The sequence below is a fragment of the Bacillus sp. FSL M7-1020 genome (genome assembly GCF_038050415.1).
GTDB lineage: Bacteria > Bacillota > Bacilli > Bacillales > Bacillaceae_G > Bacillus_A > Bacillus_A toyonensis.
This window is the reverse complement of sequence record NZ_JBBOTW010000001.1, coordinates 715976-735083: the sequence shown is the minus strand read 5'-3', so window position 1 is coordinate 735083 and position 19108 is coordinate 715976. Positions and strand designations below refer to the sequence as shown.

The following is a 19108-nucleotide window of genomic DNA, read 5'->3' as shown; positions in this document are numbered from 1 at the left end:
AGCTTGTTCTTCCTAGTAATCTAGCATACCACCATAAATTGCTTCTCCTAATGTATCATTTGAAATTGTCCTTAACATATACATTCCCTTCCTCCAAAGGAAGCTTTTTCTGATCAACCCGTTTCGCTTTTCCCGTTTCAAGATCGGTTTGGAAAGTTGAAAAATACCACATTCCTTCTCCATTATCATAATTCCCAATAAGAAACTTCCCTTTATCTAAAGCTTTAAAACAAGTTCCTGTAATACCAAAATCATCTTCATCAATTTTCACTTCGAGCACTTTCCCTTTATGAATGTAAAAAGCTTTCACTGTTGAAAAATTAGAAGACTCACGTTGCAGTGCTATGAAAAAATCTGGTGTACCTTTACTTACAAATCCATTTTTTCTAGACGTATTAAATACAAACTCTCCAATTTTCGCCTCTTGCAAATATAATGTCGCGCTTGTAGATTGTAAGGCAAGCTGATATTCACCTTTATATATTTGATCCCCTTCTTGTGCACCAACCCAAGGTTCTTTTTGCGTTTCATGTTGTTCATTATTCGAAAAAACATGCAAAGTATACGCTTCTCCCTCAGTAGAATTCATTAAAACAGTGTAGCGACTTTGCACTTGTGGATTTATTTGTGACCCTTGTATTTTTCTACTCTCTTTTTTATTCCCCTGGGTATCCTCTACCTTCGTCACTACTTTTTCATCTGAACCTTCTTGAGCACATCCACTTAACGCTAAACTTACAACGATACTACCCATCAATAAATTCTTCATCTTGTCCCCCCTAAATGAAAAGCTGATTAAAAATATTATTTTTAATCAGCCCACTTTATTTTCTATGAAATTAGTCTTCAATTAAATTAGACATTACATACGCATATACTAATGATTCTGTATGTGCAATGGAACTCTCATGCGTACGTTCAAAAGCGTGAGAAGAATCAATACCGGCCCCAATTAATGCATGTTTTACATCAAATCCAGCGTGAATCGCAGCTGATGCGTCAGATCCGTAGTACGGGTAAATATCTACTTTATATTCAATATTGTTCGCTTTCGCAAGCTCAACTAAATGTTTACGTAATGCATAATGGTATGGACCACTAGAATCTTTTGCGCAAATAGATACTGTATATTCATCAGATGTTTGTCCATCACCTAACGCTCCCATATCAACTGCTAAATATTCAACAGTTTCTTCTGGAATGTTAGAGTTTCCACCGTATCCAATCTCTTCATTATTAGAAATTAAGAAATGCGTCGTATATGGTAATGTTACATTTTCATCTTGCAATCTTTTAATTAATTTTAATAGAATTGCTACGCTTACTTTATCATCTAAATGACGTGATTTTATGTATCCACTGTCTGTAATTTGAACACGCGGATCGAATGAAACGAAGTCTCCTACTTCAATTCCTAATTCGCGTACTTCATCAGCTGAAAAGACACGCTCATCAATACGAACCTCAATATTTTTCTCATCGCGTTTCGCTTCACCTGCATCTTTATATACGTGTACAGATGTTTGATGCATTAAAATCGTTCCTGTATACGCCTTACCGCTTGACGTTTCAATTTCGCAATATTCCCCTTCTACAGAGTTCCAGCGAAATCCGCCAATCATAGATAAACGAAGACGACCGTCAGATTTAATTTCTTTTACCATCGCACCTAACGTATCAACATGAGCAGTTAATAAACGATGTTGATCATCATTTTTCCCTTTTACCGTTAAAATAAGAGCGCCTTTATTATTACGCTTCGTCTCTACGTTCCACTCACTCACATAGTTTTCAATGAAATTAATAATTTTCGCCGTATTTCCAGATGGACTCGGAATAGAGACAAGCTCCTTAATGAGTTCCATCGTTTCTTTCGTATGATGTGCCATTGTCGTTTCCTCCTCATTTTCTCTATTATTCAGTATACAAAATTTGCTATGAAACCTCTACTTATATGGTCTAATTTTCTAAATTATAGTAAAATTCTCTTTAGTATGTAAAAAGGAGCTACAAAATATGAATATATCAAAAAAATATATACACATTGCACTCATTTGGTTTTTAGCATCATTACTTTGTTTACAAGTTTCTTATGCCGTTCATACTACTACTACTTCTATTACAATCGGCTGGGGATTAACGGCTATCTTCTTCATTATTAGCTTCATTGCAGCAAAAAAGCATAGCGTTAGTGAGTAACGCTATGCTTTTCCTATAAAACTATTCTTCTGAAACATCTAATAAATAAATCCCTCTTTCAAATCCACCGTGCTCTTCTTTTTTTTGCTTACGAAGGCGTTCTACGTCTTCAATTGTTGCTCCTTCTGCACGCGCTAATGACATAATCACTTCCAGTGCATCCGCAAGAGAATCTAACGCATGTTCACGCTCTTTCATAGAAGCAAATTCACGAACTTCTTCCGTTCCAATTTTCGCTAAAGCTTGTATGTATGCTTGGCCTGTTAATTTTTGTGCTGTATATGTTTTTCCAGACATTAATATTTTCTCTGGAACACGGTCTCTTACTAACTTGTTATAAGTTGACATCATTCATCCTCCTATGTTCAATAACACCCGAGCTCTGCTTTATCCCGCATTAACGGGCAGTAAAACTCCCACCTCAAAATTCAGATGGGGCAAAGAAGTTAGGTGGGAGATCAACTGCCCGTAAACGCCCGATTGGTTCAACTAATAATCAGTGGGGGATGAACAAACCCCCCACTGATTAAAGTTTCACTTTATAGAAAAACCACTCTTTTTTCACACACGCACTTAACATATCAATTCCTGATCCGTGCGCCCTTACATGCGGGAAGAAATAGTGCTCTGATTTTTCTTCTTCATTACCATATAAAGTTTGGTACTCATCTGGAATCGCTTCTTTTTTCACATCTTTTTCTTTCGTCACCCCGCCAGAAAACGCAACACTTGGATGCCCTTCAAAAAATAATGCAGTTCGTACAGCCATAGATGGTGTACTGTGCAAAGCATAATATACAAACAAAATTATACCGGTAATACCTATAATTTTTTTCATGTATGACTCCTAAAAAAAGTGCTAACACAATTATACTAAAATGTGTTAGCACTTTCTCCCTTTTATCCCGAATTAACGGGCTAATAATCAGTAGGAAGTGAGCAAAATCCCTCACTAATTAAAGTTTTACTTTATTCCCCTTTAAATGCTGGTAGACGTTTTTCTAAAAACGCAGCAATGCCTTCTTTATGGTCAGCTGTTTGTCTCATCGCATATTGACCGCGTTTTTCAAGCTGCAGCGTCTGTTCTAAATTAGAGCGATTGACTTCACATAAAATTTGCTTCGTTTGAATCATCGCCTTAACCGGTTTTTGTAACCATTCATTAATTTTTTGTTTCACAGCTGTTTGGAAGTCCTCGCTGATTACTTCATCAATTAAGCCGATATCTAACGCTTCTGTTGCTGATAATTTCTTGCCTTCCCAAATAATTTGCTTCGTCATATTTTCACCGACGCGCTTTTGTAGGAAGAAATGACCGCCACCATCTGGAATTAAAGCGATTCCAATAAAGTTCATCGCAATAACTGACGATATATCTGCCATCACATAATCAGCAGTTAATGCAATACTTAATCCAAGACCAGCAGTTGGTCCATGAATTGCACTAATCACAAGCTTCGGCATCGTATATAAAGTTACAACGACTTCAGAAATGGTATTCATAATACCGTCAAACTTGCTTTCATCATTACTTGAAAGCATCGATTTAATATCCCCACCCGCAGAAAAACCACGGCCGTTCCCGCATAGCACAACAATATGCGCAGAACTCTCCGCTACTTCTTTCAACTTTTGTAATAGCTCTTTTAACGTTGGCTCATCTAATGCATTTAACACTTCTGGGCGATTGACCATCACCGTTGCTACGCTTCCTTCATATTTCACAACCACAGATTCTGTTTTACTCGTTACTTCCATCATATACCCCTCTTTTCTACATAAAGATTATACTTATATAATTATAGAAAACAGGTAAAAAATCCTTCTTTTTTCTTAATTTTCTGTCTAATAATCTCGCAATTTGTATATATCCTGTATAAAACATACCATTTCGTTAAAAAATATAGCAATCAAAGTCGTTTTATCCATACCTTTCATCTATCTATCATTACAATGAAATAATGTCTTCTTGCATGTACTGCTTAAAAACAAATATTGAAATTCATTCGCCTTACTATAAAGTGAAGGCTTTTACGGTCCGCAGGGCTTCCACCTAACTTCTTTGCTCCAGCTGAATTTTGAGGTGGGAGTTTTACTGCGCGGTAAATAGCCGGATAAAAAGGTATTTATCCCCTCACTCGGGTGCTGAAATAAAAGAATGAAGAAATGGAGGAACATATGGTTAATAAGTTGAAACAGACGGATAACTACTTCCCACATTTCCTACTGCTATTCATTGTGTTTCAACCAATTTTAGATTTACTAACATCTTTTTCAATCTATGTATTACACATGAGCGCAACAGTCGGAATCGTAGTCCGTTTCGCCTTTATGCTTCTTGCATCAGGGTATCTACTTCTTCATCACAAACAACAAGGTGCGAAAAAATACATTCTCTACTTATGCTTACTTGGAACTGTACTCACAATCGGCCTTGTTAATAATTTAATGGTCAAATCTCCAGTTTCTTTCGGAGAAGAAGTGAAATTCATTTTAAAAAGTGTATATCCAATGGTACTACTGTTTGGGTATATTATTGCTCTTAAAGAGTTAAAAAATAACGAATATGCGTTTCATAAAATCATTATCTATTTCTTATATGCAACGTTAATTTTGAGTATCTCAATTATTGTGGCAATGTTGACTAGTACAGATTTCCCAAGTTATCCGAACTCAAAGATCGGTTCAAGGGGATGGTTCTTTGCTGGAAATGAGTTAAGTTCCATTTTCGCCATTACGTTCCCCATCGTTGTCTTGTACTCAATTCATAAAACAACTTCTTTCTCGAAAATCTATTACTGGATTCCAACTGTACTTGCGATGTATGCAAGCATTATGATTGGAACGAAAGTAGGCTATGGTGCCATTGTTATTACACTTGGTATCGCTCTTTTTTTCTTATTCATTGAATATATTATTCATCGTAAAAAAGAAGGAAAAGGATTCACATATCTTGTAAATACAATTGTTGTTGCTATCGTATTAGGAGGTATACTCATACTTACACCATATACTCCTATCGCCAAAAACATGAGCATCCATTTACAAATATATAAATATAAAAATCCAGTACAAGAAGGAGAGGTAACGAAAGAAGAACATGAGCAGGGTGAACTAACAGACTCTGAAATGAAGAGTTTAATTTACAGTGATCGTGACAAGTTTTTAAACGTATACAAACAATACTATAAAGACGCACCACTATCTCAAAAACTATTTGGAATGGGCTACGCTGGTAACTATACAACTACACCTAAATTAGTCGAAATGGATTTCTACGACCTATTCTTTGCGTTCGGCATTGTTGGATTCCTTATGTATTTGCTGCCGCTTCTTTATTTCGGTATTAAAATATTCATTCGCATCATCACTAACTTCAAGAAACTATTAAATGTAAAACATATGCTACTAGCTAACACACTCGTCTTATCGCTCGGCATCGGCTTTATGTCTGGTCACGTATTAACAGCACCAGCCGTAAGTATTTTCTTCGTTGTTATACTTGCTTATATGATTGTTGACTTGGGAATTGAATAACAAAAAGAAGGTACTCTGAAAAGTCCGTTATACTGGATTTTCGAGCACCTTCTTTTTATTTCATTCGTGTTTTACATACTCTAAATTTTCTTTTGCGATATTTTTATTATACCGTCTAAACACCTAAAAACTTCAATTTCTCTTTCTGTTCGTCGTTCGCCATTACTACAATTGTTTTTTCAATACTTGGATGTACTTGTTCAAGCGTTACACTCGCTCCAGCTTTATTTGACTGCTCAACAAAATTTAATAATGCCATCGCTCCTGACACATCCATATAGCGCACATCTTTCATACGTAAAACAATCGGTGACTTCACATCTTGTAAAGTAGTAAAAATACGATCTACTGATAAGAAAGAGAGCGGTCCTTGAATCGTATACGTTGCTTCTCTTTCTTTTACAATCGAAGTTTTACGTTCTTTACATTTCACAATGTATAGGATGAAGGAAAGAATAATCCCGAATGCAACAGCGATCATTAAATCAAACTTCACTGTAACGATCATCGTTACGAGCATAACAATAACATCACCTTTTGGCGCTACATGCATTTTCTTCATGCTTTCCCAATCGAACATTCCAATACCCGTTAAAATTAAAATACCTGATAATACAGCAAGTGGAATGTATTGTACGACTGAACCGAGTCCCATAATGAAAATAAACAATATAACACTATGCATACTTGCCGAAAGCGCCGTTTTACCGCCACTTCTTATATTAACGATAGATCGTACAGTCGCCCCTGCACCTGCTAATCCGCCGAACAATCCGCTCATCATATTACCGATACCTTGTCCGACAAGTTCTTTATTACTTTTATGACGTGTACCTGTCACATTATCCATTACGACTGACGTTAATAAAGAGTCAATCGAACCTAATAAAGCAATACTAAGCGCTGGTAAAATAAGTTCTGCTAATCCTGTTCCACTTAAAGATGGAATATGAAGCGTAGGCATCGCTTCTGGAATCGTTCCAATCTTTTCAATTACTTTATTTAGTGAAAGATTTCCGATAATCGGTACCTTCACTGTAAGCCCTTCTAACAATGAAGAAAATAAAGGCAACAACGCAGTCACACCGACTAACGCAACTAAACTAGATGGAATGGCCTTAATCCATTTTCCAGAAACAACCATTACAATGATCGTTAATACTACGAGCAGAAAACTATTTTGCACGTGTTTTATTTCACCTAAAATAATAATCAGTGCAATACCGTTCATAAATCCTGAAACGACAGGATACGGAATATATCGAACGTAAGAGCCTAGCTTACATACCCCGAATAAAATTTGAAAAAGTCCCGCCATCATAAATGCTATAAAACTCGCCTCTAACCCGTGCGTCGCAATAACTCCTGTCGCGATAACCGTAATCGGTCCAGTTGGCCCAGTAACCTGACCAGGTGTACCACCAAATAACGCTGCGAATAAACCTGCAAAAATGGCACCATACAATCCGACCAGTGCTCCTTCAGACGTTCCCGTTGCCGCAATACCAAACGCAATGGCAAGTGGCAACGCAACAATCGCAACCGTAAATCCTGCTAAACATTCCTTTGCAATTTTTTGAAACATAAAATAACCACCTTCATATAAAGTCCACGTTCCATTGTACACCTAAAAAGATTTATTCGTTAGCGTACTTTTTACAGTCTCGTGAAGTAAACGTATTCAATGAAAAGTTTCCCCCTTACCTTTGGAAACAATTGCAACTATGCTATAATGAACAAATTAAATCTTTTACTATATACTTGGAGGCACTATGCTAACTTTTGAAGAAAAATTATCGATCATTGAATCTTTCCCTGAATTAGAAAGAAAGAACGTATCATTAAAACGCGTAAACTTTCACTTTGAAGAAAGTCGTTTAGATAAAAAGAACGTTGTATATCATTTACACCCAAATGGAAACGGATTTGTATATGCAAGCGGTATTAAAGGTTACAAAACGGACGATAAAGGTATGATTAACATCCGTGAATTTTCAGCGGAAGAATTACGTTCAGTAATTGAGCAATCAATTGAACTATTATCACAAGAAGAAATAGTAATCCCTGCAGAACCTGCGAAAGAAGAAGAATGGCATAACGAAGATGGTCATATTCTTACTCTTATATCAGAGGATGACATGTGGAACGTTTATGCTGGCGTAAACTTAGACGGTACATTCAACTCTTATCCAGAAGCAGCGGAATACCTTGATGAAGAAGGTTTTTCACGTAAATAATAAAAATGCCTTTCCAAATTGGAAAGGCATTTTTATTATTTTTTCGTACCTTTTAACGACTCTCTCAACACAAATTTCTGCAGTTTCCCACTCGCATTACGAGGAAGTTCATCCACAAATAAATAATGACGTGGGCGTTTATAATCTGCTAATTCATCACTTTCTTTACAATACTTTTCTAAATCAGCTTCTGTGATTGTTTCATCTTTCTTTACAATAACGGCTACAACACGTTCTCCCCATAATTCATCAGGTTCACCAAGCACTGCAACATCTAATATACCAGGGTGACTATGGAGGTAATCTTCAATTTCACGAGGATAAATATTTACACCACCGCTAATTACCATATCATCCACGCGATCTGCAACGAATAAATAGCCGTCTTTATCAAAGTAACCTAAGTCACCTGAATGATACCATCCTTTATACAGCGATTTTGTGTTTGCTTCTTCACGATTATGATAGCCAGCCATCATAGTCGGACCGCGCAAAATAATTTCTCCCACTTCATAAGGAGGTAATACATCATCTGGCTCTGCAGGTGCATCTTCGTTCGGCTTTACAATACGAATTTCATGGCTAAAACATGGCGTCCCTGCTGAACCAGCTTTCGTAATTTGATCCTCTTCCACGAGAAACGCAACAACTGGCCCCATTTCTGTCATTCCGTATATTTGGACGAGATCAATATAAAGACGTTCTTTACATTCCTTCACTAAAGCCGGTGCCATTGCTGCTCCGCCATATATACCAATTTTCATCGAAGTTAAATCATATTGGGATAAATCTTTTTGCAGCAACATATTCCACATCGTCGGTGCTGCAAAGAACGTTGTAATCTTCTCTTCTTGAATCGTATGTAATACTGTTTCAGTATCAAAGTGATGCAAAATAACATTCTTTCCGCCAACTTGAATGCGCGGTATAATCCCAGCATTCAACTCACCACAATGATATAAAGGTGCTACTACAAGCCCGACACTATCCCTGTTATATTTTAAGAAATACGTACAAATCATACTATGCTCAGTCATTTCACGATGACGATGCAATACGCCTTTCGGATGCCCTGTCGTACCGCTCGTATAAAGCATAGAGCAATAATCCATTTCATCAATTTCGATATCTACTTTCTCAGAAGATGCTGCATTTACTTTTTCATGGTAGGAGCTTGCATAGGAAGGTTTATCGTCTTCTACATACCAAAAGGATGTATTTGGAAAATCCCTTTCAATCATAGCAACAGTTGACTCAACTGCTTTTTCAAAGACAACTACTTTCGAGGATGCGTCCTGAAGAATATAAGATACTTCTTTCGCTTTTAAGCGGAAATTAATTGGATTAAAGATTGCACCAATTTTTGCACAAGCTAAGTAAACGTTTACAAATTCACGACAGTTATATAAGTAAACAGATACACAATCTCCCTTTCTTACTCCCTCTTCTAATAGAGCGTGCGCCGTTTTATTTATTTGTTCATCCCACTGTTTATACGTCCAGCGAATATTTTTTTCTGGTTCCACTAACGCCTCTTTATTCGGATACTTACCAACAGATAAATCAAAAATTCTCCCTATCGTCATGTACATGCCAACAATTTCCCCCTTTTCTCTTTCATAAATCTATCATTTCGTCTATAAGTAGACATTGTCCTCTATAAAATTGACTAATTTTTCTGATTATTATCGACATAGTTTTACAAATGGAGGTATGTTTTTATTCACTTCTCAGTAAATAAAATTATATCGGCGTTTTTTTGAATATATCGACCGCAACTTGAAATATATCAGCGATTTTTAAAATATATCGACCGCAACTCAATATATATCAGCGATTTTTTGAATATATCGACTTACCGACAAAAACTGACAAAATAAAACGAAACTTTAATCGGGTTTTTACAGGCAGCCTTCCCCCCGCAAATAGCCGGATAAAAAAGAGACTGTTCCAAATCGGAACAGTCCTCTTATGCTTAAACAAACAGCTCTTCTAAAATTTTCAGTTTATCTTCTGTATATTTTACAAAGCCATCGTTATATGATTTTGGATCTTTCGGATTCGCGAAATGCGTAATTGCGCCCGTCTTCGGATGAACAAACTTACTTGAAGCACCACAGCCAAGCCCGATAATCGATTGTACTTCTTCCATTATGACAATGTTGTAAATACTTTCTTGCGTAGGCATTGCATAACCAACGTTCTCTAAGTTACCTAAAATATTCTTTTGACGATATAGGTAATATGGTACGTAATTATGCTTTTGCGTCCACTCTTCTGCTTCGTGCATCATCGCTGTAATTTCTTCGCGACCAGCTACTTTATATTTACGTTTGTTTTGCGTCATTTCAGAAGCACGTTTAAATGATAACGTATGAACTGTTAACGATTCTGGCATTAACTTTTCTGTCTCATCTAACGTGTGCTTGAAGATATCTAGCCCTTCACCAGGAAGACCAATAATTAAGTCCATATTAATATTGTTCATTCCCATTTCACGAGCTAAGTGATACTTCTCAATTGTTTCTTCTACAGTATGATGACGCCCAATTGCTTTTAATGTCTCTTGATGGTATGACTGCGGATTAATACTAATACGGTCAATATTCCATTTATTTAACACTTCTAGCTTAGCTGGCGTAATTGTATCAGGGCGACCTGCCTCAACTGTTACTTCACGCACATTTTTCACATCTGGGAACGCTTCATACATTTCTTCATACAGCATATCCATCTCTTCTGCTGTAATACTTGTCGGTGTACCGCCGCCGTAATAAATCGTCGTAACTGTTACACCTTTTTCTTTTAAAAACTTACCAATTTCACGAACTTCATAATGTAAACCACCTAAGAATGAATCAACAGAGCCTTGGCGTCCGTTAATTGCATAAGCCGGGAATGTACAATATGCACATTTTGTTGGGCAGAATGGAATACCGATATAAATACTTACTTCCTCTTTCAAACGGTATAAATCCGGAACTACCGCTAATTGGCAATCCACAATACGCTGAAGAAGTTCAATTTTCTCTTCATGAATTAAATAGCTTTCACGAAGCTCTTGATGCGCTTCTTCTTTTGACATACCATTTTGAAGCATTTTATGAAGAAGTTTTGTCGGACGAACTCCTGTTAAAATGCCCCAGCTTTGTTCAAGACCAGTTAACTGCTGAAGAACAGAAAGATATACATAAGAAACAACGTGCTTCACTTGCTTCATACGCTCTTTCTCATCTGTGAAAGCAGATAAATCTTTTGCGAACGTTTCTTCATACACATTTCCAGTAGCAACATCTGTTAAACGAGCAGATGCTTTCACATTCTCTTCAATGTGTATATCAACGATAAGATTTGCTTCCTCTTGTTCAAATCCAATCGTACTATCTTCAAAAAATAAGCCGCCAATATTTTGTAGCGGACGTAAAAAACGATCATCTTGTAACGTTTTAATTGAAATTAACAACATTATCACCTTTTCATTTGCAAACTCTCTTTAGTTTACTTGAAGGGCGTTTGCAGGTCAATACAGAAGGTTTTACCTTATTCCTTCTATTAATAACTTAAAGGCATAAGAGATAACATTTCTCTTATGCCTTTTATACATCTATTAACTATTTTTAGTCATAAATCTTAAACGTATTCCTAATAACACAAGAACAAAACCAACGAATGGGAGATAGTTCATATCATGTCCTGTGGCTGGAAGTTGTTGATTATTAGAAGAACCTTCCCCTTTTTCGGGTAAGTTAGGCTTCTCTGTTCCTTCACCTGGTGTTTCTGTTCCTCCACCTGGTGTTTCTGTTCCTCCACCTGGTGTTTCTGTTCCTCCACCTGGTGTTTCTGTTCCTCCACCTGGTGTTTCTGTTCCTCCACCTGGTGTTTCTGTTCCTCCACCTGGTGTTTCTGTTCCTCCACCTGGTGTTTCTGTTCCTCCACCTGGTGTTTCTGTTCCTCCACCTGGTGTTTCTGTTCCTCCACCTGGTGTTTCTGTTCCTCCACCTGGTGTTTCTGTTCCTCCACCTGGTGTTTCTGTTCCTCCACCTGGTGTTTCTGTTCCTCCACCTGGTGTTTCTGTTCCTCCACCTGGTGTTTCTGTTCCTCCACCTGGTGTTTCTGTTCCTCCACCTGGCTCTTTTTGATTTGTAATTTGAAGTTTTATAACTTCAATTTTTTGATTAGAAATCGTAAACTTAATTTCCTTATTAGATAAAGTGTATCCTTCTGGAGCCTGTACTTCTTTTAAAATGTAATCTCCTGGTTCAAGTTTCTTGGAAGTTGCTTTACCATTTTTATCTGTTGTTAATTTGTCTATTTTCGTTCCGTCTTTCAAAATTTCAAAAACTGCGCCTGCTAATATTTTATTTGTATCATTCGCATCTACCTTTGTAATTTCTACTTGACCTGTTATTTTTTCTTTCACTTTTTCATTCAATACTTCTTGTTTTACTAATTCATTTGCTACGATGTTTACTTCTACTGTCTCTTCCAGCGCTTTATAACCTTCTGGCGCTTTCGTTTCCTCTAACGTGTATTTTCCTGGCACTACGTTTTCGAATTTCACAACACCATCTTTATCTGTTGTTTTCGCCTCTCCAACTACTTGACCAGATTCATTCTTTAATTTAAATTCTGCGTCCGCTAGAACTTTTCCACTCTCTGCATCCTTTTTGATTACTTGTAAGCTTCCTAGTTCTTTCGCGTTTTCCACTTGTACTTGTACTACTTTATTTGCTTCTACAACGACTTCAATTTCTTCTTTTAACAACTTATATCCTTGTGGTGCTTTCGTCTCTTTTAATGTGTACTTCCCTGGTTCTAATTTCTGAGAGATTACTTTACCTGTTTTATCTGTTCGTAATGTCTCTACTTTTTTACCATCTTTATACACTTCGAATTCTGCGTCTGATAATACTTTCGCTTTATCATTCGCATCTACTTTTACGATTTCGAATTGACCTGTTACTTTTTCGTTCGTCACTTCTTGTTTTACTACTTCATTCGCTACGATGTTTACTTCTACTGTCACTTCTAGCGCTTTATAACCTTCTGGCGCTTTCGTTTCCTCTAACGTGTATTTTCCTGGCACTACGTTTTCGAATTTCACAACACCATCTTTATCTGTTTTCGTTTCTCCAACTACTTGACCAGATTCGTTCTTTAATTTAAATTCTGCGCCCGCTAGAACTTTTCCACTCTCTGCATCCTTTTTGATTACTTGTAAGCTTCCTAGTTCTTTCGCATTTTCTACTTGTACTTGTACTACTTTGTTTGCTTCTACAACGACTTCGATTTCTTCTTTTAGCAATTTATATCCTTGTGGTGCTTTCGTTTCTTTCAATGTGTATTTTCCTGGTTCTAATTTTTGAGAGATTACTTTACCTGTTTTATCTGTTCGTAATGTCTCTACTTTTTTACCGTCTTTATACACTTCGAATTCTGCGTCTGATAATAGTTTCTCTTTATCATTTGCATCCACTTTTACAATTTCAAATTGACCAAGGCTCTTACTATTCGTTACTTTTACATCAATAACTTTTTCACCGTCAACTGTTACATGAATTACTTGTTTTGTTAACTCATAACCTTCTGGCGCTTTTGTTTCTTCTAACGTATATTCCCCCGGCACTAGTCCGTCTACTTTTACAGTTCCAGACTCATCTGTTGTAATTCCTTCTTTTACAACATTTCCTTTCACATCTTTCAATGTAAATTGTGCGCCTGCTAAACGTTTCGTTTGATCTTTATCATCCATTTTAATAATTTGTAGAGAACCTAAGATTTTTTCGTTTTCTGCCTCTACTTTTACTACTTCTTTCTCGTTTTGAATTGTTACTTTCCATTCTTTATTAGAAAGTTTATAGCCCGTTGGTGCTTTCGTCTCTTTCACTGTGTATTCACCTAATGGTAATTTCGGTGACATCACTTTTCCACTCTCATCTGTTTTCAGTTCCGCTACCTTTTTACCATCTTTATACACTTCGAATTCTGCACCTGATAATACTTTCGTTTTATCATTCGCATCTACTTTCACAATTTCGAATTGACCTGTTACTTTTTCATTCGTAACTTCTTGTTTTACTACTTCATTCGCTACAACATTTACTTCTACTGTCACTTCTAGCGCTTTGTAACCTTCTGGCGCTTTCGTTTCTTCTAACGTGTATTTTCCTGGCACTACGTTTTCGAACTTCACTACGCCATCTTTATCTGTTGTTTTCGTTTCTCCAACTACTTGACCACTTTCGTTTTTCAGTATAAATTCTGCGCCTGCTAGAACTTTTCCACTCTCTGCATCCTTTTTGATTATTTGTAAGCTTCCTAGTTCTTTCGCGTTTTCCACTTGTACTTGTACTACTTTATTTACTTCCACAACGACTTCAATTTCTTCTTTTAACAACTTATATCCTTGTGGTGCTTTCGTTTCTTTTAATGTGTACTTCCCTGGTTCTAATTTCTGAGAAATCACTTTACCTGTTTTATCTGTTCGTAACGTATCTACTTTCTTACCGTCTTTATACACTTCAAATTCTGCGTCTGATAATAGTTTCTCTTTATCATTTGCATCTACTTTCACGATTTCGAATTGACCTGTTACTTTTTCAGGGATTTTTTTATTCAACACATCTACAGTAATTACTTTATTAGCCTCTACATTTACAGGAACTGAACTAGATGATAGTTCATATCCTTTCGGGGCTTCTACCTCTTTTAATGTATATGTTCCAACTGGAAGTTGTTTTGATAAAGCTTCACCTTTACTGTCTGTAATAATTGTTTCGACAACTTTCCCATCTTTATCTATCACATCAAATTTTGCACCTGGTAGAAGTTGACCAGATTCATTATCTTTTTTCAACAATTTAAATTGGCCATTTTCAACTTTTTTCGTATTCTTCATAACAAGTTCAATTACGCTTGTACTATCAATTGTTACTTTTACTGGTGTATCAACTTTTATATATCCTTCTGGTGCACTAATTTCTTTTACAAAATAATCACCAAGTGGTAAATCTTTAACTTCCGCAATACCCTTTTCGTCTGTTGTAACAGTAGCTACAACATTATTATCTTTGTCTATAACATCAAATTTTGCGTCTTTTAAAACAATGTTTTCATCGTTTTCATCAACTTTTTTAATTTGTAAATTTCCTTTTTCAGCTGCTGGCTTATTCCACTTTGGCCAGTTAAATTTAAAGTTATGAACCTCAAATCCATCTCTTTGGTGTAATCCTCCAACATAGGCTTGTCCATTAATAGAACCACCTTTTGTCTCTACAACTGCATTAGGTGCAAACACACTACCTACTACACCATAACCTTTAGTTGTTATCTTTGTAGCATTAGGAAACACCCAAATTACCTTACTAGCTAACTCAGTAAAAGATGAATTAGGGTCGTATGCTTGAGATGTATTAATTAAGTCTGTTGCCATCCCAGTATTTCTTGTATCATACAAAATTGCACCGCCACCAAAACTCACTTCTTCTGCATCTGAATAAATAACAATGAAGTCTTTATTCTCTATATTTGGAAGATAAACGTCTTTTACATCAAATGTTTTCTTTCCCGTTTGGCCTGAAGAGACATAAATATTAGGGTTGTTTACATCTTCACCGATTCCAAAGCTCATATTAAGTGTTGGCTTATCAGTGTGTAATTGGCCCGCATCCCCGATTACACCATCAACGTCTTTTCTAAATTCTTTAAACTTAGCATCAATCTCCGCTTGCTCTTTATAAGAGATACGGTCATATGACGTTTTCATTGCGCCATCTGGGTCACCGTCTTTTGTCATCGCCACTGTTCCATCTTGAATAATTACTTGTCCTGCTCCCGCTTTCGTAAATTGACCGCCTAGTAATAATGATGGATATCCTTCATCTACCCAAGTTGCTCCAGCTAAGTTATTTGCTCCAGTTGCAGCCGCTACGACTGTATAACTTGATGCGTTCATATTTTTCTGAACAGCCATCGCACCTTCAATATCCGCACTCGTTGCACTATGATCTCCAAAAATGATGGCGTTGTAATAAGATACATCACCTAAACCTTTTAATTCTGTTGTAGCTGCCTCTGCTTTAAATGGTAAATGGATTAAAAAATTCATACATATTAGTAATACAACTATTAAACTACTACTTAACTTTTTAATTTTTTGATTAAATGATTTCCTCAAGAAATTCATTCCCCCTTTTAAACTTCCTAAAATCATAAAAAGAAACACATTTCATATGTGCCAGATCTTACTCACATTAACTTAAAATAATCCATTTAAATAAAACAAAGAAACGCTACAACTAATTAATAAAATTACTACAATTCATTTTTGAAATAATACGTGAACTACACTATCATGCGGAAATGTTTTACATACGGGAGCCCAATAAAATTTATCTGAAGAATATTTCATGTGGTGTAACTATTTTGGGAACATCATCCACTTTACATTAGTTTTCTAAAGGATTCAAGTGAATTGTATAGATTTCATACACAATTCACAACCTAAAACGCTTTCATTCCTTTTAGTAAGTTCAACAAAAAAACGTAGCCACAAAGCTACGTTTTTCTTTCATCGTTTCGGTGTATTTTTATGGTTTTTCAAAAACGGAAGTGGGAATTGCTTACGGAAATGCTCTTTAATCATATACTCTACACCGTTCTCACTATTTGAACGTGTAATCCAATCTGCCGCTTGCTTTAACTCTACAGGCGCATTCCCCATCGCTACCCCGAGTCCAACGTTTTCAATGACCTCTAAATCTTCCATGCTATCCCCAATCGCAACCATTTCATTTAGCGAAATATTTAAATGCTCTCCAAGCAACTGTAATCCGCGTAACTTTGATACATTTTGCGGCAAAATTTCTATTCGTTTTGCGTCACATTCAACATACTCTATATCTTGGAATGCTTTTCTTAGCGTAATTAGCCCTCTTTCCTTTTCACCTTTACTATGGAAAACAACATCAATTTTTGGTGCCGCTACCGGATGATCACGAAGCGCATCGCCTAACGAATCTACAAATTGAACTGGATAAAATAACGGATCTGCGCTTGATAATACAGTACGCGCAATTAAGTTTGGTGTATTTCTCTCCCGGTTTCCGATTGAAAACCGCTCATGAGAAATGCGTACATTACAATCAAAGTGCTCTAACACTTGCACAATGTTAAAAGTCTTCTCTTCAGATAATCTTCTTTGAACGTAAGGCTTATCTAACGTTGCTGAAACGAAAGCACCACCGTGTGTCACTAATATAGAATCTAATTTTAACGCCTTTGCTACTTTATGAGCGGATTGAAAATTACGGCTCGTAAATAATGTAACGTATACATCTTTTCTTTTCACAAATTCAATTGTTTCTCGTAATCCTTTTGCGATTTTTCCGTTATTGTATAGTAGTGTCCCATCTATATTAAGAGCTAGTAAGCGATAAATCATGTCGCACTCCCCCTCTTCGCTGTTGTACTCTATCCATAATTTATGAAATAAATGTAGCAAATAGAACGAGTTAGAATTACTACTGAAAATTTGGTTTACTATATACATATACACTCAGTAAAGGAGATAGTACAATGCAGGCACCACCTTCTTTTTACGAAGGCGACACGTTAGAAGTCGCAAAGAAATTACTCGGCCAAAAACTCGTTCATATTGTAGACGGAATAAAACGAAGCGGCATCATTGTGGAAGTAGAAGCATATAAAGGCCCAGATGATAAGGCCGCACATAGTTATGGCGGCAGACGAACGGATCGTACAGAGGTCATGTTTGGCGCACCGGGGCATGCTTACGTATATTTAATTTACGGTATGTATCATTGTTTTAACGTCATTACAGCGCCAGTTGGCACCCCGCAAGGCGTTCTCATTCGAGCGCTTGAACCTGTAGATGGGATTGAAGAAATAAAACTAGCGCGCTACAACAAAACAGACATTACGAAAGCACAGTACAAAAATTTAACAAACGGTCCTGGCAAACTATGCCGTGCACTCGGAATTACTTTAGAAGAACGCGGCGTATCATTACAAAGTGATACGTTACATATTGAACTCGTTCCAGAAGAAGAACATATGTCATCACAATATAAAATAACAGCAGGACCTCGTATTAATATCGACTATGCAGAAGAAGCTGTGCATTATCCGTGGCGGTTTTATTATGAGGGGCATCGGTTTGTTTCAAAGAAATAAGCGATATCAACGATTTTTCAAATATATCTATCGTAACTTACAATATATCAACGATTTTTCGAATATATCTATCGTAACTTACAATATATCAACGGTTCGACAAGAAATATCGATTTATCGACAAATAATAACATTACGAATAAAAGAAGACTGTTCCAAAATGGAACAGTCTTTCCCTCTTACTCTGCACCTTCCGCAGTCGCAATATCATTTTCTAAGTTTTCTCTTGATAATTCAGCCGCCATAAAGTCAGCTGTTTCTGGAAGTGCTAAATGCATATGAGCTTTTTGACAAATTTGGATCGTACAGTTTTCTATAACATAGTCGAAAACATGTCCGCCCCCGCGAATTTCATCATCAATGTAATGTAAGTGGAACCCAGCTACACCAATGCCTTGCGCGTAATCTGGTGTCCAAAATCCAGCTAGTGTACCTTCTGTATTTTTAAACGAAAAGATTGGTTGTGATTTCGTCACTTCAACGAGCGGTGTATACGGTTTTTCTTGTCTTGGAACAGTTCTCGTCCTTACTTCACGGAACGTACCGTCCATTCGAATAGCGTAGAATAAGTTTTTACTCGGCATTAATTCATGTAATAACGCTTCAACTTCTTCACGATTCATCGGACGCTCTACCGTATAACTCATTTCTTTTTCAAAAAACGTTACAGTCGCAAATGGCGTTGTTTCTTCTGGCTCTACTTTTTCTGCTGAACCGTCTGAACGTAAATGATAAAATTCATTATCAAATGCAATCATTTCACCATCTAATTGATCAAATGTGCCGATGCCAAAATCACCATGTTCTTTTAGTTCCTCAAAGCTAATCACACCATCATATATACCATCTAATAGCGCAAGCATTGTAGATGTTTGATATACTTCATTACTCGTTTTCGTTTTTTTTGCATCAATATCAATTAATTGCGCAACAGTCATCTC

The 19108-nt window shown here is 36.6% G+C and carries 15 protein-coding genes; 4 read left to right on the top strand and 11 right to left on the bottom strand.

Going from position 1 to position 19108, the window contains the following annotated elements:
* Nucleotides 1–55: 55 nt before the first annotated feature.
* Nucleotides 56–769, bottom strand: a complete 714-nt coding sequence (locus tag MHB70_RS03665; protein WP_000793384.1) for a hypothetical protein — start codon at nucleotides 767–769, stop codon at nucleotides 56–58.
* A 70-nt stretch (nucleotides 770–839) separates the two neighbouring features.
* Complete coding sequence (locus MHB70_RS03660) at nucleotides 840–1889, bottom strand: M42 family metallopeptidase (RefSeq protein WP_000930088.1); 1050 nt, start codon at nucleotides 1887–1889, stop codon at nucleotides 840–842.
* A 127-nt stretch (nucleotides 1890–2016) separates the two neighbouring features.
* Here MHB70_RS03660 and MHB70_RS03655 point away from each other — a divergent pair, with 127 nt between their 5' ends.
* On the top strand, nucleotides 2017–2199 hold the full coding sequence (locus MHB70_RS03655; RefSeq protein ID WP_001027089.1) for a hypothetical protein: 183 nt from the start codon (nucleotides 2017–2019) through the stop codon (nucleotides 2197–2199).
* Nucleotides 2200–2220: 21 nt separating this feature from the next.
* Here MHB70_RS03655 and MHB70_RS03650 read toward each other — a convergent pair whose 3' ends face one another.
* The 3 genes from MHB70_RS03650 to MHB70_RS03640 all read right to left on the bottom strand — a co-directional run bounded on the left by MHB70_RS03650 (nucleotide 2221) and on the right by MHB70_RS03640 (nucleotide 3957).
* Nucleotides 2221–2547 carry a nucleoside triphosphate pyrophosphohydrolase gene (locus MHB70_RS03650; RefSeq protein WP_000109210.1) on the bottom strand — a complete coding sequence of 109 codons (327 nt, stop codon included), beginning with the start codon at nucleotides 2545–2547 and terminating at the stop codon, nucleotides 2221–2223.
* Between the two features lie 178 nt (nucleotides 2548–2725).
* Nucleotides 2726–3037, bottom strand: a complete 312-nt coding sequence (locus MHB70_RS03645) for a hypothetical protein (protein ID WP_000720137.1) — start codon at nucleotides 3035–3037, stop codon at nucleotides 2726–2728.
* A 131-nt stretch (nucleotides 3038–3168) separates the two neighbouring features.
* Entirely contained in the window at nucleotides 3169–3957 is a 789-nt protein-coding gene (locus MHB70_RS03640; RefSeq protein WP_000454188.1) for an enoyl-CoA hydratase, read from the bottom strand.
* A gap of 420 nt (nucleotides 3958–4377) precedes the next feature.
* On the opposite strand from MHB70_RS03640, the gene MHB70_RS03635 reads away from it, so the two are divergent.
* A complete protein-coding gene (locus tag MHB70_RS03635; RefSeq protein ID WP_000247543.1) occupies nucleotides 4378–5736 on the top strand; it encodes an O-antigen ligase family protein in 1359 nt (452 codons plus the stop codon).
* A 115-nt stretch (nucleotides 5737–5851) separates the two neighbouring features.
* Here MHB70_RS03635 and MHB70_RS03630 read toward each other — a convergent pair whose 3' ends face one another.
* Nucleotides 5852–7321 (bottom strand): SulP family inorganic anion transporter, encoded by a 1470-nt coding sequence (locus tag MHB70_RS03630; protein ID WP_000486673.1) that lies wholly within the window; start codon nucleotides 7319–7321, stop codon nucleotides 5852–5854.
* A gap of 187 nt (nucleotides 7322–7508) precedes the next feature.
* On the opposite strand from MHB70_RS03630, the gene MHB70_RS03625 reads away from it, so the two are divergent.
* Entirely contained in the window at nucleotides 7509–7973 is a 465-nt protein-coding gene (locus MHB70_RS03625) for a hypothetical protein (protein WP_061529541.1), read from the top strand.
* A 35-nt stretch (nucleotides 7974–8008) separates the two neighbouring features.
* On the opposite strand, the gene MHB70_RS03620 is transcribed toward MHB70_RS03625, so the two are convergent.
* From MHB70_RS03620 to MHB70_RS03605, 4 genes are all read right to left on the bottom strand, one after another.
* Complete coding sequence (locus MHB70_RS03620) at nucleotides 8009–9565, bottom strand: fatty acid--CoA ligase (protein WP_000281987.1); 1557 nt, start codon at nucleotides 9563–9565, stop codon at nucleotides 8009–8011.
* Nucleotides 9566–9948: 383 nt separating this feature from the next.
* On the bottom strand, nucleotides 9949–11439 hold the full coding sequence (locus MHB70_RS03615; protein ID WP_002047350.1) for a coproporphyrinogen III oxidase: 1491 nt from the start codon (nucleotides 11437–11439) through the stop codon (nucleotides 9949–9951).
* A gap of 141 nt (nucleotides 11440–11580) precedes the next feature.
* Nucleotides 11581–16149, bottom strand: coding sequence for a SpaA isopeptide-forming pilin-related protein (locus MHB70_RS03610; RefSeq protein ID WP_341343681.1), 4569 nt, complete (start codon nucleotides 16147–16149; stop codon nucleotides 11581–11583).
* Nucleotides 16150–16542: 393 nt separating this feature from the next.
* Entirely contained in the window at nucleotides 16543–17415 is an 873-nt protein-coding gene (locus MHB70_RS03605) for a Cof-type HAD-IIB family hydrolase (RefSeq protein ID WP_000640432.1), read from the bottom strand.
* 134 nt (nucleotides 17416–17549) lie between these two features.
* Between MHB70_RS03605 and MHB70_RS03600 the strand changes: the two genes are divergently transcribed.
* On the top strand, nucleotides 17550–18167 hold the full coding sequence (locus MHB70_RS03600; protein ID WP_001148788.1) for a DNA-3-methyladenine glycosylase: 618 nt from the start codon (nucleotides 17550–17552) through the stop codon (nucleotides 18165–18167).
* A 179-nt stretch (nucleotides 18168–18346) separates the two neighbouring features.
* Here the strand turns inward: MHB70_RS03600 and alsD are convergent, their stop codons facing one another.
* On the bottom strand, nucleotides 18347–19105 hold the full coding sequence (alsD, locus tag MHB70_RS03595) for an alpha-acetolactate decarboxylase (protein WP_000215029.1): 759 nt from the start codon (nucleotides 19103–19105) through the stop codon (nucleotides 18347–18349).
* Nucleotides 19106–19108: the final 3 nt, after the last annotated feature.